Here is a 23,625-nt window from a genome sequence, read left to right as displayed (position 1 = left end):
GCGCCCGGCACGCCGCCGGGCGCTGCGGAGAGCGGCAGCGTGTCAGCCCCGGGTGAAACGGACCGGCGTACCTGGTGCGGCCTGCGCGGCGGCGGCCAGGGCGGACTCGGCGACGACGCCTATCACCGGGTAGCCGCCGGTGGTCGGGTGGTCGTGCAGGAACACCACCGGGCGCCCGTCCGGGGGCACCTGCACGGCGCCGAGGACCATGCCCTCGCTGGGCAGTTCGCCTGTCGACAGGCGCTCCAGCGCGGGCCCTTCGGTGCGCAGGCCGATCCGGTTGCTGTGCTGCGACACGCGGTACGTCGCCGAGGTGAGGGTGCGCAGCGCGCCGGGGGTGAACCAGTCGGCGCGGGGGCCGGGGCGCAGCGGCAGGGTCAGTTCGGTCGGCGGTGCCGGCCAGGGAGCGCTGTCGGGGAGCGCCGGTTGCCGGGCGGGCGCGCCCAGCGGGAGGACGTCGCCGTCGCGGACCGGCGCCGGGCCGAGGCCGGAGAGCAGGTCCGTCGAACGGCTGCCGAGGACCGGCTCGACGGCGATGCCGCCGGCGACTGCCACGTACGAGCGAACGCCGGCCGTCACCCCGCCCACGTCGAGTACGGCGCCCGCGGGGACCCGTACGGGCACGCCCCAGGCCGCCGGCCGGCCGTCGACCGTCACCGGGCAGGGGGCGCCGCCGACCACGACGGTCACGCCGCGGTCGGTGCGCAGGGCGCAGCCGGTCAGGGTGGTCTCCAGGACGGCGGCGCCGGGGGCGTTGCCGAGCAGCAGATTGGCCAGTCTCAGGGCGGCTGCGTCGAGGGCGCCGGAGCGGGGCACACCCAGGTGGGCATGGCCACGACGGCCGCCGTCCTGGACGGTGGTGAGGGCGCCGGAGCGCACGACGGTGAGCTCGGCGGTCATGGCGTGCCGTCCTCCGCCACGAACCGCACGCGCGTCCCCGGCGTGAGAAGGGCCGGTTCCTCCCGGCCGAGGTCCCACAGCGGTGCCGGGTCGGGCATGGTTCCGATCAGCTGCCAGCCGCCGGGAGTGGCGCGCGGGTACACCGCGCTGTAGGGGCCGGCGAGCGCGACCGCGCCGGCCGGGACGCGGGTGCGGGGAGTGTCGCGGCGCGGCACGTGCAGCTCCGCGGGCAGGCCCGTGAGGTAGCCGAAACCGGGGGCGAAGCCGCAGAAGGCGACGCGGAAGGTGTGGGAGGAGTGCCGGGCGGCGACCTCGTGCACGGCGACGCCCCACAGGGCGGCCACCTGGGCCAGGTCGGGTCCGTCGTAGCGCACGGGGATCTCCACGACTCCCCCGTCGTCGGCGGCCCGGGTCGGCACGTCCCAGTGGGCGATGCGGCGGGCCAGTTCCTCCGGGTGCGGGACGCCGTCCAGGAGCACGGTCCGCGCGCCCGGCACGATCTCCGCGACGGGCGGCAGGGTGCCCGCGGCGCGCCGCCGCAGGAGTTCGGCGTGGAAGGCTCCGGTGCGCTCGGCGTCCGGCAGTTCGACGAGCACCGCGTGCCGCCCGGCGAGGCGCACCTGCACAGACCGGCTCTGCGTCATGCGAACGCCCCGACCTCTATCCCGGCCGCCTCCAGAGCCACGCGCACCCGCGCCGCGATCCGGGCGGCGCCCGGGGTGTCGCCGTGGACGCACAGGGAGCGGGCGGTCACCACGACCGTCGTACCGTCCACGGCCTCGACCGCGCGGTCCACCGCGAACGCCAGCGCGCGCCGGACCACCACGTCCTCGTCGGTGACGACGGCGTTCGTCTCGCGCCGCGACACGAGCGTGCCCGCCGGGGTGTAGGCGCGGTCCGCAAAGGCCTCCGGTACGGCGGTGAGGCCCGCCTCCTCGGCAGCGGCGAGCAGCTCCGACCCCGGCAGGCCGAGCACCTTGAGGGCACCGCCCGCCAGTTGCACGCCCTCGACCACGGCCGCGGCCTGCTCGGCGTCGTGCACGGTGCGGTTGTAGAGCGCGCCGTGCGGCTTGACGTAGGCCACCTCGGCCCCGGCGGCCTGTGCGAAGACCCGCAGTGCGCCGATCTGGTAGGCGGTCTCGGCCGCCAGTTCGTCGGCGGGTACGTCCATGGCCCGGCGGCCGAAGCCGGCCAGGTCGCGGTAGGACACCTGCGCGCCGATCCGGACGCCGCGTTCGGCGGCGAGATCGCACACGCGGCGCATCACCGCGGGGTCGCCCGCATGGAAGCTGCAGGCGACGTTGGCGCTGGTCACGACGGAGAGCAGGGCGTCGTCGTCGGTGAGGGTCCAGCGGCCGAAGCCTTCACCGAGGTCTGCGTTGAGGTCGATCACGCCCAGAAACGTAATCGATTGTTGAACGATCCGACAAGGGATGGATTTACCGAACAGCCTCTTGTTCGATCGTTGAACGATCCCCTAGGGTCCGTGCAACCCTCACGGATTCGGGCCCCCGGATCCGCGCCGCCCGGGCCTCCCGCCCCTCACGCCTAAGGCCACCGCATGATCGTTCTCCTCGGCGTCGTCGTGGTGATCCTCGGATTCGTCACGCGCCGCAATCCCGTCCTCGTGGTGGGCGTCGCCGGTGTCTTCACCGGGCTGCTCGGCGGAATGAACCCGCTGGAGGTCCTCGCGGCCTTCGGCCGGTCCTTCGCCGACAGCCGCTCGGTCACCGTCTTCGCCGTCGTCCTGCCTGTGATCGGTCTCCTGGAGCGCTACGGCCTGCGTGAGCAGGCGCGCAGGCTCATCGGCCGGCTCGGCGGCCTCAGCGCCGGCCGGTTCCTCACCGTCTACCTGCTGCTCCGCCAGATCACCGCGGCCTTCGGCCTCACCGGCATCGGCGGTCCCGCGCAGACGGTGCGGCCGCTCGTCGCGCCCATGGCCGAGGCCGCCGCCGAGCGCTCGACGGGCGCGGCGCTGCCCGAGCGCCTGCGGGAGAAGGTGCGTTCCTACGCCGCGTCGGCCGACACCGTGGGCGTCTTCTTCGGCGAGGACTGCTTCATCGCGATCGGTTCGATCCTGCTGATCACCGGCTTCGTCAACTCGACGTACCACCAGAACCTCGAACCGACCCAGCTGGCCCTGTGGGCGATCCCGGTCGCCGTCTGCGCCTTCCTCGTCCACGGCTCCCGCCTGCTGCTCCTGGACCGGCAGCTGCACCGGGAGATGGCACACGCCGCCGCCGAACACGATCTGCCGCTGCCGAAGGAGACGAACAAGTGATCAAGGTCGAATGGCTCTACTGGCTGGTGGGCCTCGTCTTCGTCGTCATGGCCGCGCAGATGGCCGCCGACCGCAGCAACCCCAAGCGGTGGACGACTGCGGCGTTCTGGGGCCTGCTGGGGCTGGCCTTCCCCTACGGCACCGGCGTCGCGAACGCCACCGCCAAGAACGGCGGCTGGACCCTGCCCGCCGCACCGCTCGGCGTGGCCGTTCTCGTCCTGATCGTGCTCGCCGGATTCAACTTCCTCGGCAAGGGCGTCCCGGTCACCAGCACCACCGAGGAACGCGAGGCCTCCGCGTCCCGGCTCGGCAGCAGGATCTTCGTCCCCGCCCTGACGATCCCGCTCGTCGCCATCGTCTGCGCCTCCCTGCTCGACACGTCCGGCCTGTTCGAGACCGGCAAGGCCACCCTCCTGGGGCTCGGCGTCGGCTGCCTCGTCGCCCTGGTCGTCGGCATGCTGGTCACCGGCGAGCGGAAGCTGTCCGTGCCGCTCCACTCCGGGCGTTCCATGCTGGAGGCGATGGGCTCCGCCCTGCTGCTGCCCCAGCTGCTCGCCGTACTCGGCTCGATCTTCGCGCTGGCCGGGGTCGGCACCCAGGTCGGCAGGATCGTGCACGACGTCCTGCCGGACAACTCCAAGTACCTCGCCGTCATCGCGTACTGCGTCGGCATGTTCCTGTTCACCGTGATCATGGGCAACGCGTTCGCCGCGTTCCCCGTGATGACCGCAGCGATCGGCTGGCCCGTCCTCGTCCAGCAGATGCACGGCAATGCGCCGGCCGTCCTGGCGGTCGGCATGCTGGCCGGCTTCTCCGGCACGCTGTGCACTCCGATGGCCGCCAACTTCAACATCGTCCCGGCGACCCTGCTCGAACTGAAGGACCAGTACGGCCCCATCAAGGCCCAGATCCCCACCGCCCTGCCGCTTCTGGTCTGCTCCACCGTGATCATGGCGCTCTTCGCGTTCTGAGCGCCTCCGCCATCGCCTCCCGTGCAGGAAGTGCCATGACCCGCGTCCTCGTCACCGGTTTCGCCCCCTTCGACGGCCAGAAGGTCAACCCGTCCTGGCAGGCGGCCGCCCTCGTGGCCGCCGAGCCGCCCGCCGGACTCACGGTCACCGCCGCCGAACTCCCCTGTGTCTTCGGCAAGTCCGTCGACACACTGCGCGACGCCATCCGCGCGTCCGCACCCGACCTGATCCTGTGTCTGGGCCAGGCGGGCGGCCGTCCCGGTGTCACCGTCGAACGCGTCGCCGTCAATGTCGACGACGCGCGCATCCCCGACAACGCGGACAACCAGCCCATCGACGAACCCGTGGTCCCGGGCGGCCCCGCCGCGTACTTCTCCACCCTCCCGGTCAAGGCCTGCGTCGCCGCCCTGCGCACGGCAGGGGTACCGGCCGCGGTCTCCAACACGGCCGGGACGTTCGTCTGCAACCACGTCGCGTACGGCCTCGGCCACCTGATCGCGACCGAATTCCCGTACGCCCGCGGCGGTTTCGTGCATGTGCCCTGGGCGCCGGAGCAGGTCACCGAGGGCACCGCCCCGGCCCTGGAGCCCGCCACGGTCGCCCGCGGCCTGCGTGCCCTGCTGGTCGCCGCCGCCACCATCCCGGCGGAGCACGACCTGAAGATCACCGAGGGAGCCACCCACTGATGCCGCTCACCGCCCACGCGGCCGGCTTCGCCCGGCTCGCTCTGGCCAACATCACCCGGGAGTACCCCAACTTCCCGGCCCACCCGATGACTTCACCGGAGGAGGAGATACGGCCGCGCACCCTGCATCCGGCCTTCCACGGCGCCTACGACTGGCACTCGTCGGTCCATATGCACTGGCTGCTGGTACGCCTGCTGCGCCGCCACGGCGGCACGCCCACCCTCCCGCACACGGCACCGGTCACCGCCGTACTCGACCGGCACCTCACCCCCGGGAACATCGCGGTCGAAGCGGCCTATCTGCTCGCCCACCCCTCCTTCGAGCGGCCGTACGGCTGGGCCTGGCTGGTGGCGCTCGCCGCCGAATGCCGGGCGTACGGAGGTACGGCGGGCGCCCGCTGGGCCGAGGCCCTGAAACCGGCGGTCACCGCCGTCGGCACACTGCTGGCCGAGTGGCTGCCGAAGGCCATCTATCCGGTGCGTCACGGAAACCATCCCAACAGCGCCTTCGCACTGGGCCTCGTGCTCGACGCGGGCGAACTGCCCGCCGCGACCACCGGGGCCGTACGGCAACGGCTGCTGACCTGGTTCGCGGACGATCGCGACGCGCCCGCGCACTGGGAACCGTCGGGCCAGGACTTCCTGTCCCCGGCGCTGACCGAGGCCGACGCGATGCGCAGGGTGCTCGGCAGGGAACCGTTCGCACACTGGCTCGACCGCTTCCTGCCCGCGCTGCGCTCCGGCGCCCCCTGCCCGTTGCTGGAGGTGCCCGTCGTCTCCGACCAGGCCGACCCGCAGATCGGCCATCTGCTGGGTCTCATGCTCAGCAGGGCCGCCGCGCTGCGCTCGATCGCCGCCGCGCTGCCGGACGGAGGGGTCCGTACGCGCTTGGCGCAAGCCGCCGACGCCCACCTCGGGGCGGGCCTGCCCGCAGTGGAACGCGCCGACTTCACGACCGGTCACTGGCTGGCCACCTTCGCGGCACTCGCTCTCGACACGGGACCGGATCCGGTCCCGGACGCCGTGTCCTGCTAACGGCGGGCGGCGTCCTGACGGCGGGCGGCGACTCGTTCCACGACCGGTCGCCACGCCGCGAGCGGAGCCACCGCCAGGCCCACCACCTTGCCCGCGTCGTCGGCACGCCGCAGCGCGATCGCCGCCGCGAAGTCGGGGTCCGCCTCGAACGCCGCCGCTTCCGCCGGGGTCATGGGACCGCCCTGACAGCCGAGCGTGCGGGCGCTCTCCGGTGACAGCACCAACTGCGCATCGGCGGCTGCCAGATAGCGTTTGGCCGGGATGTGCGCGGCGGCCAGACGGGCGACCCGCGGCCCCAGCAGGTCCTCGACCGCGGCCGCGGCGTGCCCGCCGTGGCCCTCCTCGTCGGCGGGCACGAGGTAGTGGCCGATGTCGTGGACGAGCCCGGCCACCTGCAGCTGCTCGTCGTCCGGGTGACTCACGGCGAGCAGGGCGGCGACCTGAAGGCCGTGGTCCAGGATGTCCACCGGGTCGCCCGACCGGTCCGGGGTGTCCCAGACGTCCGCACAGTCGGCGAGCAGAGCCATGAGATCGTCCACGGACGGCAGGGGGTCGTACGTCATGGGCCCAAGGTGCCGCGCCGAGGCGTACGGCGGGTGTCGGCAGGGTGTACGGACCGCGCTCCGGGCCGGGCGGGAGCGGCGTACAGCGCTCAGCCGGTCAGAACGCCGCTCATGCCGCTGACCGGGACTGTGTCGCCGGGCCGGGGTGTCCGCACCGACACCGGTGCGCCGAGCCCGGACAGCGCCATCGTCACCTTCACCTGGACGGCGGCCAGGTTCAGTGTCATGCAGGTCTGCACGAGCCGCCCTCGGCCGTCGACCCACGCGTCGGCGAAGGCGGGCAGGTCGTCTCCGAGGACGTCCCGGGCCTTGTCCGTCTTCGACCGCACGTCGGAGGTCATCCGGAGGGTGAGCGTCTTGTGGTCGAGCATCCCGCGGTAGTGCACGGTCCGCACTCCGTGGACGGTCTCCTCACCCTCGCGGGAGACCCGCTTCATCGCGGCCGTCTGCCGGAAGACGTGCTCCGGGTCGTTGACCGGGGCCCGGAGGACGTAGTGCGCCTCGGCCTTGTCACGGGGCATCACCGCCCACGCAGCGGCATCGGTGCCGGCGGCACCTTTGACGTAGACCTTGCCGTCCGCGAAGGTCTCGTCGATGTGCGGGATGCCACCCTCGGGGAAATCGACGGCGAGGGAGCCCCGGCCGCCGGCGAAGTCGAACCCCCCGGTGACGGTGAGCGTGTACGTCTCCCCGCGGCCCGAGACCTCGATGCGCTCGTGCAGACGGGCAGTGGTCGCACCGGTCCTGGCGACGGCTGCGCGCACGGCGTCGGCGGGGGCCGCGGACGCCGGGCCGCCTCCCGGTTTCGCCTCACCTGTGTCCCCGGCGCCGTGGTCACCGGTCGCGGCACAGCCCGCGCACAGCAACGCGGCGACAGCGGCCAGGGGCAGGGCACAACGCATCGGCTCTCCGGAAGTCGTCCATGAGCACTGCGGCAGAGCGCCGTTCGATGCGTCCTGCGTGGCTCGGCATGAAGGGCGCAGCCGGGTGGTCTGGCCGGCACGCCTCAGGGTGACTGTCCGACGATCTTATCGTGCGGCCGTGGGTACGCTTCGGGAATTCCTCAGCAGTGCGCCGTCGCCAGGCCGGCCGCCGAGTCGGGCGGCCGGCCGGCACGTGCGGTCAGCCCAGTTCGGTGTCCAGCCAGTGCAGGACTTCCGGGGTCACGGGATCGGTGATGTCGGCGAACTCCTCGTGCGTGTTCAGGAACTTGGCGACGTACGGGCAGACCGGCACGATCCGCTTGTCGGACTCGCGTACGTCGGTGAGCGCCTCCTTGACCAGCCGGGAGGCCAGGCCCTGTCCGGCGAAGGCGTCGTCGACCTCGGTGTGGAAGAACACGCGCTGTTCACCGCGGTCGCGGTAGGCGGTCAGGCCGGCGCGCTTGCCGTCGACCAGGATTTCGTACCGGTGCTTGACGTCGTTGCGCTCGACGGTGGAAGCGGCGGAGGGCTGGCTCATGGGATGCCTTTCGGACGAGGGGTGTTGCACGCGTCGGACGGGTCAGTGGCGCGGCGGATTCCTGCGCGGGGTGATGACGGCGTTCGGCAGGGCGGGGGCGAGGAGACGGTGGCCCGGATACCCTTCGACGGCGCCGAAGCGGGCGGAGGAGTTCTGCCAGTCCTCCCGGGCCTTGGCGATGTCCTCGTGGCTGCGCCCGATGAAGTTCCACCACATGACGATCTCCTCCTCGAAGGGCATTCCGCCGAGCAGCACCGTCCGCGCGATGTCGTCCGTCTCGTTCGTCAGCGTCAACGCCTCGGCGCCCGGGGGGACATACCCCAGCTCCGAAGGACCCACCAGGGTGTCCGCCAGGCGCACCCCGCCCTGGTCGACCAGGAGGCCGTGCTCGAAGGCGGGGTCGACGGCGAGCGTGAGGGCCGCGCGCGGCCGGAGGACGATCTCGGCGCCGAGCAGGGGTGTGAAGGTCGCCACCGGGGAGATGCGGCCGGCGAGGGAGCCCAGGAAGACCCTGATCTCGGCGCCGTCGCTCAGCAGCGGCTCGGGTGCGTAGTGCTGGAAGTCCCGTTCGGTGTCGCGGTGTTCCTCCGGCAGCGCCACCCACAGCTGCACGCCGTGCAGGATGGTGGTCCGTGGGGTGGAGACCTCGGAGTGGCTGATGCCGTATCCGCCCGTCATGAGGTTCAGCTCGCCGGGCCGTACGTGGGCGTGGTTGCCCATGCTGTCCCGGTGCTCGATCTCGCCGGTGAACAGCCAGCTCACCGTCTGCAGCCCGGTGTGGGGGTGCGGGGCGACGTCCATGCCGCCCGTCACCGAGACGTCGTCGGGGCCGTAGTGGTCGGCGAAGCACCAGGCGCCGATCAGGGTCCGGGCACGCTGCGGCAGTGTGCGGCGCACGGTCATCGCCCGGGGGCCGCCGAGGGGCACATCGCGGGGGGTCAGCACGTCGACCCGTGCCGCCCCGGTGGGCCGCTCGGCGTCCACTGCGCCACCGCACCGCAGTTCCGTGGGTTTCGTCTCGACGTTGCTCACCGTGGACCGCCTCCCGGATGGGTAGTTCTATATTCAACTATTATGCCATGACCCTGGACGGCCGGCACGGGATTTCCGTCCATGCCGACTCCCGGCTCGACCGGACGCTCGTAGTGCTGAACAAACTACGCGTTCCGTCCAAAATCGTCCGATACGACCGTCGCGGACGGGACCGGTCATCTCCATCGGAGATGACCGGCATTCCGAATCATCGTGATCAAGGGGGAAGCGGAGGGAGCTGCCCAGCGCTTCTGCCCGTGAGAGCAGCGCGGAAGCCGCTCGAACGTCGCCAGGCGTCCCGCCGAGCCGGCCGCACCGGCTCCCGCCCCGAAGAAGGTCACCGTGTCCCAGTCCTCCGAACTTCGGACCTCGCCCCAAGGTGCGGCCGGCGCCGAGCCCGCACACGGTGTGCCGGGCCGGCTGATCGCGCTGCTGGCCGTCGCCGCCGGCATGACGGTCGCCAACCTGTACTACGCCCAGCCTCTGCTCTCCTTGCTGCGCGAGGTCTTCCACACCAGTACGGCGGCGGCCGGCCTGCTGATCACGCTCACCCAGGTCGGCTATGTGATCGGCATGCTGCTCCTGGTCCCGCTCGGCGACCGGCTGGAGAAGCGGAGCCTGATCACGGCTCTGCTGGCGGTCACCACGGTCGCCCTGGTGGCGGCCGGACTGGCCCCGAACTTCCCCGTGCTGCTGATCGCGTCCCTGGTCAGCGGCGCCACGTCGGTCGTCGCCCAGATCCTGGTCCCGTTCGCCGCGAGCCTCGCGCCCGACCACGCCCGCGGCCGGATCGTGGGCCGGGTGATGAGCGGGCTGCTCACCGGGATCCTGCTCTCGCGGACCCTGAGCAGCCTGGTCTCCGACGTCGCGGGCTGGCGCGTGGTCTACCTGGGTTCCGCCGTTCTGATGGCCGTCCTCGCCGTCGCCCTGCGCTCGGCCCTGCCCCGGCACGCGCCCACCACGACCATCCCGTACGTCCGCGTGCTGCACTCCACCCTCCAGCTGATCCGCACCCATCCCGCGCTGCTGCGCCGCGGCCTGTACCAGGCGGCGATGTTCGGCGCCTTCAGCGCCTTCTGGACCACCGTCTCCTACGTCCTGACCGGCCCCGGGTTCCACTACTCCCCCGTCGGCGTCGGTGTCTTCGCGCTGGTGGGAGCCGCCGGCGCGGCGGTGGCCCCGCTGGCCGGACGATGGGCCGACCGCAAGCTGACCCGGCCCATGACGGGCGCCGGGTTCGCCCTCGCCGTACTGGCCTTCGGCCTCGCCGGGTTCGGCCGGCACCACATCGCCCTGATGGCCCTCGCCGCCGTCCTGCTCGACATGGCCGTCCAGGCCACCCTGATCCTCGGCCAGCACACCGTCTACCAGCTCGACCCCCACGCCCGCGCCCGCCTCAACAGCGCCTTCATCGCCACCTTCTTCCTCGGCGGCGCCCTCGGCTCCCAGCTCGGCTCGCTGACCTACCACTCCGGCGGCTGGACGGCGGTGACGGCCCTCGGCGCCGCCCTCCCCGTCCTGGCACTGCTGTACTGGCTCACCGAGCACCGGAAGGAGGACCGGAACCGTGCCCGCGACGCCGCATAAGGGTCCCCGCCGAGGTACGGGCCCGGCCAACGGCGTCCGCCCACCGGTCGCCCGCATACCATGCAGCGAGGATCCTAGCCCAGGGCACGGGCACTGCATCACCGGGAGCGGATGATGGACCTGCGGCAGATGGAAGCCGTCGTCACGGTGGCGGACACGGGCGGGTTCACGGCCGCGGCGCGGCGGCTGCACGTGGTCCAGTCCGCCGTCTCCGGCACGGTCCGCGCCCTCGAACGCGAGCTGGGAACCCCGCTGTTCACCCGGACCACCCACCGGGTGGCGCTCACCCCGGCCGGGGAAGCCTTCGTACCCGCGGCGCGAGCCGCACTGCGCGCCGCCGAGCTGGCGCGCGAGGCGGTCGACGCGGCCAAGGGAGAACTGCGCGGGCGGGTGACCGTCGGCATCATGCAGGGAGTCTGGGCGGGCCTGCACCACGCCCTGGCCGCACTGCGGTCGGAGCACCCGGGGGTGGCGGTCCAGCTGCGGCAGGCGGCGGTGACCGACATCCGGCAGGCCCTGCGCGAGGGCACGGTGGACCTGGCGGTGGTGGCGCTGGACCGCCAGCAACAGCGGGGGCTCGTCACCCGGCTGCTGTCCCGCGAGGAGATGGTCCTGGTCGTCGCCCCCGGCCGGGATCTCGCCGCGAGCACTCCGGAGGGCACCGTCGAACCGGACACGGTGGCGCAGCTGCCCCTGGTCGACTTCACACCGGGCTGGGCGATCCGCCACGCCGTCGACCGGGCCTTCCGCGCCGCCGGCGTCGACCGCACCACGACCTTCGAGGTCAACGACATCGTGGCCGCGTCCGAACTGGTCCGAGGCGACCTGGGGGTCTGCATCATGCCCCGGTCCATCGCCGACCGCTTCCCCGACCTGACGACCTATCGGTTCACCCGGCATGCACCGAGCTGGAAGGTCATGGTGGTACGTCCGCACGGTGAGCCGCCCGCGGCGGTCGCGGCACTGCTGCGGCACATCAGCTGACGCCGGAGGTGAGGTCCGTACGCAGGACGACCCGCCGTCCGTGCAGTTGGCCCTTCTCCATCCGGGCGTGCACGTCGGCGGCCGCGCCGAGGGGAAGGACCTCGATGCCGCGCGGGCGCAGAGCACCCCGGCCGAGCAGGTCGTTGATGTACGCGGCGGCTTCCGCGAGTTCGTCGGGTGTCGCGTGGGAGATCACGAACCCGACGATGGAACGGTCGTTCATGTACAGCGCCCCGGCGGGCAGCACGGGGCGGGTCCGGGCGCCGGCCAGCAGCACCACGCGGCCCCTGCGCGCGAGCAACTCGACCGTGCTCTCGAGGTCGTTGACGCCTGCCGTGTCCAGGTACAGGTCGAGCCCCGACGGCGCCGCGCCGCGGATCTTCCCGGTCAGGTCCGGATCCCGGTAGTCGAACACCTCGGCCGCGCCCAGCTCCGCGCAGTACCGCGCGTCCCGCGCGCCGGCCGTGGCGAGGACGCGGGCACCGGCCCGCACCGCCATCGTCACCAGGGCACTGCCGACGTTGCCCGCGGCACCGGCGACCAGCACGGCCTCCGCCACACGGAGCCGCCCGTGGACGAACAGAGCCAGATAGGCGGTCGCAGCCGGGTGGAGAACGGCCACCGCCGCGTACGGATCGACTCCCTCGGGCAGGTGGTACAGCCGGTCGGCGGCCACCACCGCCTGCTCTGCCGCCGCGCCCTGCCTCCCGCCGTGCCCGAGGCTGTTGCACCACACCCGGTCCCCCGCGCGGAAGCCGGTGACGCCGGGACCCGCCTCGGCGACCGTGCCGACGAGATCACGGCCCACGACGAAGGGAAAGCCGACCGGCGTGCGGAAGAGTCCCGACCGCACGAACGCGTCCACCGGGTTGACCGTGGTGGCCAGGACGTCCACCAGTACGTCGGTGGGGCCGGGCCGGGGCGCGGCGATCTCGCCGTACCGGATGACGTCGGGGGAACCCAGCTCCTCGATGTACGCAGCGCGCATGGCATCACATGTTTCCACTTCACGCCGGAAACCGCTCAGAAGGGCAGGAAGTCCCCCGATCGACCGCTGGGCCGGGCCGTCACCAGCGCACGGCGGTGAAATCGACGGGCCGGGGCCGCAGTTCGCGGGTCCGGGCGGTCAGCCCTCGCAGTCGCCGGGCCATCTCGTCGGCGGGCAGGCGCCGGCGGTCGCCGTGGCCCGGCAGCAGCCACTCGAAGCGCAGTCGGCCGGCGGTGCGCGCCAAGGAGGCGGCCAGTTCCCGGATCGAGTACCAGGTGACGCTCTCGGCCACCTCGATGTCCCCGGTGGTTCGCGACCAGTAGAAGCTGTCGCCGCTGAAGCAGTACCGGTCGTCGGCGAGGAAGAGCACACTGCCCCGGGTGTGGCCGGGCAGGGGGTGGGCGGTGACGCCGTCGGCGATCTCCACCGGGTCGGTGCCGCGCAGGACACGGTCGGCGTCCGGGGCGGCGGCGAGGTCTCCCTCGTGGATCCACAGCCGCGCACCGAAGCGGTCGGCGTAGCGGCGACCGTGCGCGGCGTGGTCGCGATGGGTGAGCAGTACGTCGGTGACGGGGCCGAGCGTCTCGTGGCGCGCCGCCAACGCGGTGCTCCAGCGCGGGGTGTCCACCATCATCACGGTGCCGTCGGGACGGCGTAACAGGTAGGAGTTGGCTCCCGCGGTGTGCGGGGAGTTGTGCCCGCACAGGTGGACGGTGCCGTCCAGAGCCATCGGGAAGGGATCCAGTGCCGCGTCCAGCCGCCCTCCCGGGGGACGGATCGAGCGGGTGGGGCAGGCATGCGCGGCGGTGTGGAGCTGCCTCGCCTCGGTTCGGTCCCGCGGCTGCCGCAGCACGGCCGAGCGCCCGTCGACCTCACCGATCAGGCCGGGCGCGAGCTGCCGCGCGACATCGCAGTTGGTGCACCGCTCGTCCACATACCAGCCGTCCTCGAACCGTCCACCGCTCATGGCCCGTTCCCTCCGCACCGTCTCCGTCGACCGACCTCTCACCCTCCAGGGGTATCCGACGCCGGGCGAACATGGGAAGGGCCCCCGGATCTTGTGGTTTCCGCATGGCACTGCTCCGACGAGGCCCGTCCCATGGCCGCCGCCGGAGATCCGGGCGCGAGCGCGGGACGGGCCTTCGGCGGCAGGGACGACTGGTGGTGGTCGCCGTATTTGCCACCGTGCCTGCCGTATCGGCGAGGTCAACGCCCCGGCTCCGCGCTCTCCACGCCGAGTGCCCAGGCCCCGTAGGCCGTGCCGGTGGTCTCGAAGGAGAAGACCAGGTGGGACGCGGCGGTGTTGACGTCGCGCCAGAACCGCTGGACGGGGTCGGACTCGAAATGGCCCGTCGTCCCGGTGCCGCGGAAGAGCCGTTCGACGGCCGACACCGACAACTCGACCGCCAGCGCGAGGTCCCGCGGACCGCGGACCGCCCCCTCGCCCTCCTTGGTCTCCTCGATGCCGTCGGCGACCCGAGCGGCCCGCTGGAGCAGGAGTTCCGCGGCGTCCACCTCAGCGGCCGAGCGCGCCAGGTCGATCTGCACCGACGGCTTCTCGCGCAGCGGGGCGCCCCTCCGGTCGACCCGCCGGAGGTTCTGCTCGGCCGCGGTCCGCACCGCGCCCCGCGCGGCACCCACCACGGGTACGGCGAGCGGCAGCGCGTTCACCGCTTTCACGGGAACCGTGTGGCAGCGGGCCTCGGAGGCCGTCGCCCGTCCCGCGTTGATGTCGAACCTCGACAGGGTCAGGTGCTCGGGCACGAAGACGTCGTCCAGGACCATGGTGTTGCTGCCGGTCCCGCGCATGCCCAGCGTGAACCAGGTGTCCTTCACCGTGATGTCCGCCTGCGGCACCGCGAAGAACCGCACCTCGCCCCGCCCGTCGGGACCGACCTCGCCGGGCACGGCGGAGCAGGCGAAGACCCAGTCGGCGAAGCGCACCCCGCTGATGTACTTCCACTCACCGCTGAGCCGCCAGCCACCGGCGACGGGCTCGGCCTTCCCGGCCGGCATGAGCGCGCCCGCCATGAGGGCGTCCGGCCCGTCGGCCCAGATCACCGCCTGTCCCTCGGGGGGCAGGTACGCGCCGTACCGGGCCGCGTAGGCGGACAGCGAGGCGGCCCAGGCAGCCGAGGCGCAGCCCTCGCCGACGAGGACCACCGCCGAGGTCATGTCCACGAACCGGCCTTCCGTGCCGCCGAAGGCCGCGGGGACGAAGTGCCGGGCGAAACCGGCCTCCCGCACCGCCTCGACCACCTCGGGCACAAGGCACCGGGCGGCCTCCGTCTCGTCGCTGCACCGAGCCGCGATCTGCGCCACACGCGGAGCACCGGCGACGACCGCCGCCACGCTCGGCCTCTCGGCAAGGATCGTCGCTGTGCTGTCGCTCAGCATATGTTCGCCACCTCCATCGGGATGGCCGCAGTCTCTCCGGCGGAGCACGCGACAGACGGCACCCGAGCCGGGACCGGCGCGTCAATCACCCGACCGGCTTCGCTTCGACCGCATCCGGCTCGCCCCGTCGGCCGGGCGCGTGGGAGCAGATGTCGAGACCTTCCTCCGCTTCCTCGCGGCCCGCGACCAGCGACCAGCGAACCTACAATGACGACATCACCCGAGTCCGTCGGCCGCCCCGGAACCCGGCCGCGGCGGGCGGAAAGGGTGCGGCTCGCCGTGATGGCCTGCGACGACAGTGGGAGGCCGCCGTGCAATTGGAAGAATTCCTCGACCAGGTCCGCGACCGGGGCGAGTACCGCAGCCGCGAGGAGACCGAGCACGTCTGTGAGGCGGTCCTGTGGGTGCTCGCGACCCGGATCGCCCCGGAAAAGGCCGACGAACTGGCGGCCCGGTTGCCCGCCCCGCTGGACGAGGCGCTGCATCTCGACCGAGGGCGTCCCGAGGCGTTCGACTGTGACGAGTTCCTCCGGCGGGTGTCCGTGCAGACCGGCGCCCGGCCCCGTACGGCCGAGTGGGACGCGGACGCCGTGCTCTCCACGGTGGCCGATGCCGTGCCCGACCGGCAGATCGACCACATCCTGTCCGGGCTGCCGACCCGCTACGCCGAGTTCTTCGGGAGGCCGAATCCGAGCTGACGGGGAATCGGAGCCGGTGTCACTTGTGCTGCTGCGCCTTGACCTCGGTCAGTCGTTCGTCGCACCACTGCCTGGCCACCTCGGCGACCTCTTCCAGGGCTCCGGGTTCTCCGAACAGGTGGGTCGCACCCGGAACGATGTGCAGGGCGTGCGGAACCCGCAGGTACCTGGCTGCTTCCTCGTTCAGCTCCTGGACCTGCTGGTCCTGGCCGCCGACGATGAGCAGCACCGGGGCCTGCACCCGTCCGAGGGCATCGCCCGCCAGATCAGGCCGGCCGCCTCGCGACACCACGGTCAGCACCCTGCCGGGGCGCTCGGCCGCTGCCACCAGGGCCGCGGCGGCGCCCGTGCTGGCGCCGAACAGGACGACGGGGAGGCCGCGGGTGTCGGGCTGCGTGTCCATCCAGTCGATCGCCGTCACGAGCCGTCGGCCGAGGAGCGGAATGTCGAAGCGGTGCTCGCCGGTCAGCGCGTCGTGCCGCTCCTCCCGTTCGCTGAGCAGGTCCATCAGCAGGGTGCCGAACCCGGCGGTGCGCAGTTCGGCGGCCACCATCCGGTTGCGCGGACTGTGCCGGGAACTGCCGCTGCCGTGGGCGAAGAGCACCACGGCCCGCGCCGCCGTCGGGACCACAAGGTCACCGGAGAGTGTGGCGTCGCTGGTGGGAACCAGAACCATGTCGGAGATCATCGGTATCACTTCTTTCACGCCTGCCGACCTAGCGGATCACGGCGGATCACCAGGATCCAGATGTCCTCCACCTCCACCATATCGACCAAATCGAAGCACCGTACGTCCCGTCCTCCGTACAAATCACCCGACCGGTCATCCGCCGCGGGGTAACTTCTGCGCATGCGGCACTTCACGGCATCGGTCCTGCTCAGGCGATGAGCGGCTGGTGGTCCTCCCTGGAGGCACGGACCCGTCGGGAGATCGACACGGAGGTGCTGCACGACCGCTGGATCACGGCCGTCAAGGCCGCCTGGGACGTGTTCCGGATTGCGCTCGTGATTCCGGCCGCTCATGGTCGGAGGGTGAGCATGTCACCCGCACTGCGGCCGCCCGACAGCCCTCGTGAGACCGGCCGCGGTCGGGTGGAGGGTGTCCCCGGCGTTCTCCGGGCCCTCGCCGTCTTCGGGGCCGTTCGGCTCGCCGGGGTCGTCCTGCTGATCCTGGTCGACGCGGTGGCCGGCCGCCCGTTCGGGAAGAGCCTCGCCCATGCGTGGGACTCGGTCTGGTACCTGCACATCGCCGAGCACGGCTACGGGACCCAGCTGCGCATCACCAGCACGGGGGCGGTCCAGACCGACTGGGCGTTCTTTCCGCTGTACCCCGGGCTCGTACGAGCCCTGCGCGGCCTGCTCCCGCTGACCGCCGGGCAGGCCGGGCTGCTGATCGCCTGGGGTTCCGCGGCGCTGGCCGTGTACGGCATCTACGCGGTCGTCCATCACCTCTACGGGCGCACGGTCGCCACCGCCGTCGTCGCCCTGTGGGCCGTACTGCCGCAATCGGTAGCCCTCACCCTGGCCTACACCGAACCGCTGTTCACGGCATGTGCCGCCTGGTCCCTGTACGCCGTGCTGCGCGGCCGCTGGCTGACCGCGGGCTCGCTGGCGCTGTTGGCGGGCCTCGCACGGCCGAACGGTGTCGCGGTCGCCGCGGCCGTCGCCGCCGCGGCCGCGCACGAGGTCGTACGGCAGCACGGGCGCGCCTCCCCGGGCCTCCTGCTCGGCACGGTCCTCGGGCCACTGGGCTGGGTGGGTTATGTGCTGTGGGTGGGACGGAAGACCGGTGACGTGTGGCACGGCTACCTGCAGGTGCAGAGTGCGTGGAACTCCCGCCTGGACCTCGCGGTCGGGCCCCTGCGGTTTCTGCAGTCGATGCCGTTGCAGGGCAGTTGGGTGACCTATCCGGTGTCCGTGGTCCTCGTCGTGGCAGGGATCGTGTCGTTCCTCGTGCTGTGTCTGGAGCGTGCCCCGCTGCCGTTGGTGGTCTTCGCGGGCGTGCTGCTGCTGTTGGCGGTCGCGGTGTCCGGCCCCTTCTCGTCCAAGCCGCGCTTCCTCCTTCCGGCGTTCCCGCTGCTGATCCCGCCGGCCCACGCCCTCGTACGGGCGTGGCACCAAGGCCCCTCTCCCCGGGCCCGCCTGGTGTGCGCCTGCCTCACCGCCCTGTCCCTGCTCTACGGCGTCTACCTGGCGGCCCTCGCCACCCAGCCGCTGTGAGTCACCGGCGCACGCGCACCAGCCATCCGGCGCACGGCCGTACGCCACACGGGCCGGGCGGCAGGGCTGTTCGGCGGTGCTGGTGAGGTGGCCCGCGTCGGCTCGCTGTACATCAGCGGGTGGAGAGCCGGATGGGCCAGGCCGCACCCGGCCGGCAGAACCCAGCCGGCCCGCAGGTCCTTCATGAGGTCCTGCGGGCGCGGGTCGGTCGGGGCGCCGGTCAGTCCGGTCCGGTGCCCTGGACTGTCAAAGCGCCTGCAGGGCCCAGCGGTTGAGCGTTCCACCACCGGCGTCGTAGGTGAGCCAGGTCCCGTCGCCGAGCGGGCGCGCACAGGTGCCGGCAGGGCCCTCCGGATAGGCCACCGTCCCGCGTATCTCCAAGGTGTGGGCGTCAAGGATCCAGTGGCGGGGGCGCTTGCCGTCCTCGGGGGAGTCGAGGGTCGACGCGATGACGGTGCCGGCGTCCACGAAGCCGCAGGTGTAGTCCCAGTGGAGCGGGTCCCCGTCGTCGTCCGTCGCGGCCGGTCTCTCAGCGAGCACGGTGCCGTCCAAGGCGTGCAGTCGTATGTCGGTGCCGTAGTGCTCGACCGTCAGGAAGCCCCCGTGCGCTGTGTGGACGTCCATGAGGATCCGGTCCATGGTCCCGTTCAGGTCCCAGCCGGTCAGCTCCTTGCCGTCCCATCGCGCCCAGTGCAGCAGGATGCCGTCCTGGCCCATGCCGATGCACAGGCCCATGTGGACGCCGTCCGGGTGGGAGAGCTGGTGCGAACCGGCGGCGGCGCTCTCCAGCGGAGTCGCCGCCAGCTCGCGTCCGTCACGGGCGTCCAGGACGACCCAGCGCTCCTCCCATTCGCCCTCCTCCGGCTCTGCCACGATGTGCGCCCACACCAGCCCGCCGTCGTCCGAGACCCGGCAGGAGCCGTGCTCGAGCCCCCGGCACACCTCCTGCTCGTCCCCGGTGTGCGGGTGGCCCACCTCCGGTCCCCAGCAGCCGTGCCGGTACTCCCACAAGGTCTCACCGCCCGTGCCCACGGCCCGCACCGCGCGCTGCCCCGAGAAGACCGCGAACGTGCCGTCGGGACCCACCGAGTGGACACCGCCGTCCCAACCCGGCCAGGGCAGCGGGAAGACGGCGCTCGGCGCGCGCTCTCCGGCGAACACCTCGTCCAGGTCGTACACCTCCAGCTCATGGCCGTTCTGGAGGAGGGCGCGGCGCGAGCCCGTCCCGCGGCTCTCGAAGGCGAAGCCGTCGACCAGGGCGTGTCCGCCGGGCAGGCGGACCGAGTCGCGCAGTTGTGCAGTGATCGGCATGGGTCCGAAGGTAGCGGAGCCCACTGACAGGGGCCGGGGCCGAGCAGGCGGGCGGATCGGCTCACTCGGGGTTCGTGTCGGCGGGTCGGCCTGCCTGACGGCGCCACATGGAGGGGGCGGTGCCGTGGCGGCGTTTGAAGGCGACGCTGAAGGCGAACGGGTCCTCGTAGCCGACCTGGTGGGCCACGGCCGCGACGGTCGCCTCGGTGTCCCGCAGGAGGTCCGCCGCCACGGCCATGCGCCAGCCGGTGAGATAGGTGAGCGGCGGCTCGCCGACCAGGGCGGTGAAACGGGCGGAGAACGCGGCGCGGGACATGCCGAGACGGGTGGCGAGTCCGGCGACCGTCCAGCGCTGCGCGGGGTGCCGGTGCAACAGGCGCAGCGCCTCTCCCACGGCGGGATCGCCGAGCGCGCGATACCAGGCCGGTGGTGTCGCGTCGGGGCCTGCGCACCAGGTGCGCAGGGCCAGCACCAGCACGAGGTCCAGCGCCCGGTCGATGACGGCGTCCTGTCCGGGTTCGTCACGCGCGATCTCCGCGGCGAGCAGTTCCAGCGCCGGCCCCGTCCGCGGTCCCGCCCGCACGATCGCCGAGGGCGGCAGCAGGCTCAGCAGCCGGTCGCCCACATCGCCTCGGAGTTCGTAGGCACCGCGGAGGAGGACCGTGGCCCCGGGCAGGCCGTCTCCGTACGTGCGCGGAGCCAGGCCGCGTCGCACCCCCGCCGCCCTCTCGTCGCCGTCGACCACCTGTTTCTCCCGGCCTCGGATCACGACCTGGGGCGGGGTGGCGGGTGCATCGGCGATCGTGTACCGGCTGGTTCCGCTGATCAGGGCGATGTCGCCGGTGGCGAGCCGCACCGGTGCGGCGTCCGGGTCGTCGAGCCTGACCGAGACCTGCCCGGCGAGCGTGGCGACGACCGTGAGGGGCGGCGCGTCGACGAAGCCCAGCGACCACGGTGGCCGCTGGACCAACTTGCGGACCAGGGCGTTCCTGGCACGCGCCCGGTGCAGCAGATCGCTGAGCACGTCCACGTCCGCCCCCAACGCTGGACGATCACAAAGGTCTTGGCGATTGTCTCCCATGGATCGTCTCCGGCACCTGGCGTTCCCTGGAAGGCATGAAGAACATCCTCGTCATCGGCGGCACCGGCAAGACCGGCCGCCGCATCGTGCGGCGCCTCCGGGCCGCCGGCCGCCCGGTTCGCACGGCGTCCCGCACCGGCGGAGACATCCCCTTCGACCTGGCCGATCCGTCGACCTGGGCCCTCGCCCTCGACGGCGTCACCGCGGCCTACATGGTCGAACCCGACCTGCGGACCGGCGTGGACCACGAGGCGCGGATCCCCCGGTTCGTCGCCGAAGCGGGGGACGCCGGCGTACGACGGCTGGTGCTGCTGTCGGCGTACGGCGTGGGCGAGGCCCACGACAGCCATCCCCTCAAGGCCGCCGAACGGGCCGTGCGGCGCTCGGGCGTCGACTGGACGATCCTGCGGCCGGACTGGTTCTCGCAGAACTTCAGCGAGGGTCCCTGGCTCCAGGGGATCCGGGCGGCGACCCTGTCCCTGCCGACCGGTGACGGCCGCACGCCGTTCGTGGACGCCGAGGACATCGCCGAGGTCGCCGCGTCGGCGCTGACCGAGGACCGGCACGGCGGCCGGACGTACCGGCTGACCGGTCCACGGGCGATCGGCTTCGGTGAGGCGGCCGACCTCATCGGCAGGGCCACCGGACGTGTCGTCCGCCATGTCGACGTGGACCCCGATGTGTTCACCGAGCGGCAGATCTCCCACGGTGTGCCGGCCGACGTCGCGCGTCTGCTCACCGGCCTGCTCGTGAACGTCCGTGCCGGCCGGGGCGCCACGGTCGCCGACGGCGTCGAACGAGCCCTCGGCCGGCCGCCGAGGCCGTTCGAGGACTACGTCACCGAGACCGCCGCCGCGGGTCACTGGACCTGACCGACGGCACCAAGTCCGATGACTTGGGGGCAAGGGAGGAGCCTGAGCAGCCGAGCGTCGAGAGGACGGGTGGGCCGGGGCTAGCCCTCGAGGTCCAGGGCCGTCCCGTACAGCCGGTCCACCCGCAGTCGGATCACGACCCTTCGCTCGGCCACCTGCTGTGCGAGGAAGGCGTCCTCGTCCTCGGGCCCGGCGGCCGGCGGCCGGCGGGAGCATCGCGAGGAGTTCCCGCCCGACCGCGTCACCGGGCACCGTGGTGATCTCGGAGACCTCGGCGGATCCCTCGGCGACGGCGAACGACCACACGTCGTCGCCCTGCACATGGAGCGCCGCCCTCGGATCGCGCCGCAGTTGCTTCGCCTTCACGCGGTCGGCCGTCGTGGACAGCCGCATGATACGGGCCTCGGGGTCCCAGGCGTAGAGCATGGTGGTGAGGTGGGGGTGACCACTTTGCCTGACCGTGGCGAGGGTGCCGAACCGCTGCCTGGCCAGCAGATCGGAGAGGGCCTGGTCGGACAGGGGCCGGGGTGCGGGTCCTTGAGTCATACGATGATCAACTCCCGTCCGCGGGAGGGTATTCCGGGTCTTGCGGCGTGCCCAGCCTCACCACCGTCGCCGCCGACGAGCAGGAGAGCGTCCGGGTCGCCGTACCACTGCCGCCGGAGCGGATCGACGACCCGGACGCCGATGCCGGGCACGGCCATGTGGCCCGGCACCGGATCACCGTGCGCAGGGGCGGGTCTCAGTCCTCGGTGGGACGGTACGGTCCGGGCACGAAGACCAGGGCGTCGCCCACGGACCGCTCGGTGGGCCCGCTGGGGTGGTTCACCAGGGTGCCCTCGACGGACATGGTGGTCGAGCCGCCGCCGTCCAGGTTGACCGCGTCGGTCAGGCCCAGGGCGTCGGCGACCGCCGCCGTCTCGTCCATGGTGGTACCGACACTGGTCGTCATACGGCCGTCGATGGTCGCCAGGACGACCTTGCCTTCGCGGGTCGTACCGGCGATCGTGCGCGGGTTGCGGTCGAAGAAGCTGCCCGAACCGGCCGGCACCACGATCCGGCCGTGCGCTGTGAGGCGGTAGCGGCCGTTCACGCCGAACAGCCCGGGCCGGACGGGAAGTCGCCGGCCCTGCTCGTCCGTGAGCACGGAGTCGGTACGCAGGCAGCCCCTGTCGGCGGTGTGCAGCAGGGCCGCCGCGTCGGCGCCCGTGGCCTGTACCGAGGTCTGGCCGGTGGTCAGGTGTGTGCCGCGGGCCGTCTGCGTGCGGACGACGCAGCCGTGCCGGTCGAGGACCACCTCGACGCCCGCTCCGGAGGGCGTGGTCTCGGCGAACTCGGGGGTGAAGCGCACGACGTCGCCGGGCACGGTGCACCGGGCCGGATCGGTGAGGTCGGCGCAGGCCGCCGGGACGGTGGGCGGATGGTTCACGTACTTCAGCGGCAGCGTGGCTCCGGTCCGCCGGTTGTGCAGGCTGCCCGACCAGCTCAGCCGGCCCATCAGGGCGCGGTTGTCGTGGGCGTCCACGACGAAGTCGGCCTCCGTGGGGTCGCCGGTGGGCTCGCTGAGCAGCCGACCGTCGTAGAGGCCGAGGCCCACCGGGTCGCCGGGATACTGCGCGCTGGCGGTGAAGGTGAAGAAGGAGCCGTTGACGCCGGCCAAGGCCGCCGAGGAGCGCACCAGGTCGGTCGTCTTCTCCGTGTGGGCCAGGTCGGGACCGTACGTCGCCTTCAACTGCCCGCGCGCCCGGCGCGGGTCGATGGTGAGGACGTCGACCACCCAGGGGCCGCGTGTCGTGGTGTTGATCCGGTCGGCCGGGGCGGGTTCGGTCCCCCGGACGATACGGGTGAGGGTCACGCCCTCGGCCAGGGTCTGTGTCGTGCGGGTCTCCGCGAGGCCGGGGTCGCCGAGCGGCAGCGTCGCCTCGGCGGCGGTGGCCCGGCCGGCGGGCGGCGCGAGCAGCAGGAGCAGGGCGGCCGCGGTGAGCGTCGCCGCGCGGGTCAAGCCGGGTCTGTACGAGGTGAATGCCATGCACGCGAGACTGCTGGGCGCGTCGGACGTTTACCCGTGCGGCGGTTGATGTGCCGGTCCCGGTTCGGTTAACTGCCGGTTACACGGGCCGAGTTGGCTGGGCCGGCGGGCAGGAGCCCGGGCCGGGGCGGACGGAGTCAGAGGGCGAGCAGCCCCGCTGCCGTCACTGTGAACCCGCAGGCGTCGAAGTAGAACGGACGCAGGTCTTCCTCGAAGTCGACGTGCAGCCACTCGCACGCGCGCCTCCTCGGCCGCGGTGGCGACGAGCGCGCTGCCGACTCCCTTTGTACGGCAGTGCCCGGCGACCACCGTGTCCAGGATGAAGGCGTGCACTCCCCCGTCCCAGACGACGTTGACGAACCCGACCAGCGTCCCGTCCTGCCATGCGCAGACCCAGCCGAGGCTGTGCCGCTCCAGTCTCGTCCGCCAGTCGGTCCCGGCCACCGGGTGGCCGAAGCCGGCGGCGTGCAGCGCCTCCAGGGCCGCGTTGTCGAACTCGCCGCGCCACTCATAGGTGATCTCCATACCGG

The 23,625-nt window shown here is 72.6% G+C and carries 23 protein-coding genes and 2 pseudogenes; 9 read left to right on the top strand and 16 right to left on the bottom strand.

From position 1 onward, the window contains the following. Positions 1–42: 42 nt before the first annotated feature. From LMU33_RS21880 to LMU33_RS21870, 3 genes are read right to left on the bottom strand one after another with little or no spacing between them, the layout of a single operon-like run. Complete coding sequence (locus LMU33_RS21880; protein WP_228622200.1) at positions 43–900, bottom strand: 5-oxoprolinase subunit C family protein; 858 nt, start codon at positions 898–900, stop codon at positions 43–45. Further along, positions 897–1,544 carry a 5-oxoprolinase subunit B family protein gene (locus tag LMU33_RS21875; RefSeq protein ID WP_228622199.1) on the bottom strand — a complete coding sequence of 216 codons (648 nt, stop codon included), beginning with the start codon at positions 1,542–1,544 and terminating at the stop codon, positions 897–899. Before LMU33_RS21875 ends, LMU33_RS21880 begins: the two co-directional genes overlap by 4 nt. Continuing rightward, positions 1,541–2,293, bottom strand: a complete 753-nt coding sequence (locus LMU33_RS21870) for a LamB/YcsF family protein (RefSeq protein ID WP_228622198.1) — start codon at positions 2,291–2,293, stop codon at positions 1,541–1,543. The genes LMU33_RS21875 and LMU33_RS21870 overlap by 4 nt, the downstream gene beginning before the upstream one ends. Positions 2,294–2,461: 168 nt before the next feature. Here LMU33_RS21870 and LMU33_RS21865 point away from each other — a divergent pair, with 168 nt between their 5' ends. The 4 genes from LMU33_RS21865 to LMU33_RS21850 are packed head-to-tail and all read left to right on the top strand — an operon-like array spanning position 2,462 to position 5,872. Continuing rightward, positions 2,462–3,181 carry a DUF969 domain-containing protein gene (locus LMU33_RS21865; protein ID WP_228622197.1) on the top strand — a complete coding sequence of 240 codons (720 nt, stop codon included), beginning with the start codon at positions 2,462–2,464 and terminating at the stop codon, positions 3,179–3,181. Further along, a complete protein-coding gene (locus LMU33_RS21860; RefSeq protein ID WP_228622196.1) occupies positions 3,178–4,152 on the top strand; it encodes a DUF979 domain-containing protein in 975 nt (324 codons plus the stop codon). The genes LMU33_RS21865 and LMU33_RS21860 overlap by 4 nt, the downstream gene beginning before the upstream one ends. Positions 4,153–4,187: 35 nt before the next feature. Next, entirely contained in the window at positions 4,188–4,838 is a 651-nt protein-coding gene (gene pcp / locus LMU33_RS21855; protein ID WP_228622195.1) for a pyroglutamyl-peptidase I, read from the top strand. After that, entirely contained in the window at positions 4,838–5,872 is a 1,035-nt protein-coding gene (locus LMU33_RS21850) for a DUF2891 domain-containing protein (protein WP_228622194.1), read from the top strand. Before pcp ends, LMU33_RS21850 begins: the two co-directional genes overlap by 1 nt. Here the strand turns inward: LMU33_RS21850 and LMU33_RS21845 are convergent. From LMU33_RS21845 to LMU33_RS21830, 4 genes are all read right to left on the bottom strand, one after another. After that, positions 5,869–6,435: an HD domain-containing protein gene (locus LMU33_RS21845; RefSeq protein ID WP_228622193.1), complete on the bottom strand. Its 567-nt coding sequence runs from the start codon at positions 6,433–6,435 to the stop codon at positions 5,869–5,871. The genes LMU33_RS21850 and LMU33_RS21845 overlap by 4 nt on opposite strands. 89 nt (positions 6,436–6,524) lie before the next feature. Beyond that, complete coding sequence (locus tag LMU33_RS21840) at positions 6,525–7,337, bottom strand: SCO4651 family lipoprotein (protein WP_228622192.1); 813 nt, start codon at positions 7,335–7,337, stop codon at positions 6,525–6,527. 220 nt (positions 7,338–7,557) lie between these two features. After that, positions 7,558–7,896, bottom strand: a complete 339-nt coding sequence (locus LMU33_RS21835) for a GNAT family N-acetyltransferase (protein WP_228622191.1) — start codon at positions 7,894–7,896, stop codon at positions 7,558–7,560. Positions 7,897–7,938: 42 nt separating this feature from the next. Next, entirely contained in the window at positions 7,939–8,928 is a 990-nt protein-coding gene (locus LMU33_RS21830; RefSeq protein ID WP_228622190.1) for a pirin family protein, read from the bottom strand. 408 nt (positions 8,929–9,336) lie between these two features. Here LMU33_RS21830 and LMU33_RS21825 point away from each other — a divergent pair, with 408 nt between their 5' ends. Further along, complete coding sequence (locus LMU33_RS21825) at positions 9,337–10,515, top strand: MFS transporter (RefSeq protein WP_372478043.1); 1,179 nt, start codon at positions 9,337–9,339, stop codon at positions 10,513–10,515. Between the two features lie 114 nt (positions 10,516–10,629). After that, positions 10,630–11,499 (top strand): LysR family transcriptional regulator, encoded by an 870-nt coding sequence (locus LMU33_RS21820; protein ID WP_228622188.1) that lies wholly within the window; start codon positions 10,630–10,632, stop codon positions 11,497–11,499. On the opposite strand, the gene LMU33_RS21815 is transcribed toward LMU33_RS21820, so the two are convergent. From LMU33_RS21815 to LMU33_RS21805, 3 genes are all read right to left on the bottom strand, one after another. Next, on the bottom strand, positions 11,492–12,487 hold the full coding sequence (locus tag LMU33_RS21815) for an NADPH:quinone reductase (protein ID WP_228622187.1): 996 nt from the start codon (positions 12,485–12,487) through the stop codon (positions 11,492–11,494). The two genes, LMU33_RS21820 and LMU33_RS21815, sit on opposite strands and share 8 nt — an antisense overlap. 79 nt (positions 12,488–12,566) lie before the next feature. Then, on the bottom strand, positions 12,567–13,454 hold the full coding sequence (locus tag LMU33_RS21810) for an MBL fold metallo-hydrolase (RefSeq protein ID WP_228622186.1): 888 nt from the start codon (positions 13,452–13,454) through the stop codon (positions 12,567–12,569). 239 nt (positions 13,455–13,693) lie between these two features. After that, positions 13,694–14,884, bottom strand: coding sequence for an acyl-CoA dehydrogenase family protein (locus LMU33_RS21805; RefSeq protein ID WP_228622185.1), 1,191 nt, complete (start codon positions 14,882–14,884; stop codon positions 13,694–13,696). A gap of 311 nt (positions 14,885–15,195) precedes the next feature. Here LMU33_RS21805 and LMU33_RS21800 point away from each other — a divergent pair, with 311 nt between their 5' ends. After that, entirely contained in the window at positions 15,196–15,582 is a 387-nt protein-coding gene (locus LMU33_RS21800; RefSeq protein ID WP_228622184.1) for a DUF2267 domain-containing protein, read from the top strand. Between the two features lie 19 nt (positions 15,583–15,601). On the opposite strand, the gene LMU33_RS21795 is transcribed toward LMU33_RS21800, so the two are convergent. Continuing rightward, complete coding sequence (locus LMU33_RS21795; RefSeq protein WP_228622183.1) at positions 15,602–16,270, bottom strand: dienelactone hydrolase family protein; 669 nt, start codon at positions 16,268–16,270, stop codon at positions 15,602–15,604. A 197-nt stretch (positions 16,271–16,467) separates the two neighbouring features. On the opposite strand from LMU33_RS21795, the gene LMU33_RS21790 reads away from it, so the two are divergent. Further along, positions 16,468–17,802: a mannosyltransferase family protein gene (locus LMU33_RS21790; protein ID WP_228622182.1), complete on the top strand. Its 1,335-nt coding sequence runs from the start codon at positions 16,468–16,470 to the stop codon at positions 17,800–17,802. Positions 17,803–18,048: 246 nt separating this feature from the next. Here the strand turns inward: LMU33_RS21790 and LMU33_RS21785 are convergent, their stop codons facing one another. Both LMU33_RS21785 and LMU33_RS21780 read right to left on the bottom strand, forming a co-directional pair. Further along, positions 18,049–19,113 (bottom strand): hypothetical protein, encoded by a 1,065-nt coding sequence (locus tag LMU33_RS21785; RefSeq protein ID WP_228622181.1) that lies wholly within the window; start codon positions 19,111–19,113, stop codon positions 18,049–18,051. Positions 19,114–19,174: 61 nt separating this feature from the next. Continuing rightward, the gene (locus LMU33_RS21780; protein ID WP_443728970.1) at positions 19,175–20,143 is read right to left on the bottom strand and encodes an AraC family transcriptional regulator; all 969 of its coding nucleotides are present in this window, start codon (positions 20,141–20,143) and stop codon (positions 19,175–19,177) included. An 86-nt stretch (positions 20,144–20,229) separates the two neighbouring features. Here LMU33_RS21780 and LMU33_RS21775 point away from each other — a divergent pair, with 86 nt between their 5' ends. Beyond that, entirely contained in the window at positions 20,230–21,066 is an 837-nt protein-coding gene (locus LMU33_RS21775) for an NAD(P)H-binding protein (RefSeq protein WP_228622179.1), read from the top strand. An 80-nt stretch (positions 21,067–21,146) separates the two neighbouring features. Here the strand turns inward: LMU33_RS21775 and LMU33_RS21770 are convergent. The 3 genes and pseudogenes from LMU33_RS21770 to LMU33_RS21760 form a co-directional block, all read right to left on the bottom strand. Further along, positions 21,147–21,612: pseudogene (locus LMU33_RS21770) on the bottom strand (TIGR03618 family F420-dependent PPOX class oxidoreductase). Between the two features lie 196 nt (positions 21,613–21,808). Next, positions 21,809–23,095: a phosphodiester glycosidase family protein gene (locus LMU33_RS21765; protein ID WP_228622178.1), complete on the bottom strand. Its 1,287-nt coding sequence runs from the start codon at positions 23,093–23,095 to the stop codon at positions 21,809–21,811. A gap of 137 nt (positions 23,096–23,232) precedes the next feature. Next, a pseudogene (locus LMU33_RS21760) lies at positions 23,233–23,620 on the bottom strand (GNAT family N-acetyltransferase). Positions 23,621–23,625: the final 5 nt, after the last annotated feature.

Source organism: Streptomyces barringtoniae (assembly GCF_020819595.1).
In the GTDB taxonomy this organism is placed as follows: Bacteria; Actinomycetota; Actinomycetes; order Streptomycetales; family Streptomycetaceae; genus Streptomyces; species Streptomyces barringtoniae.
Note: the sequence above shows the minus strand (reverse complement) of the source record. Positions and strands in the feature narration are given on the sequence as shown.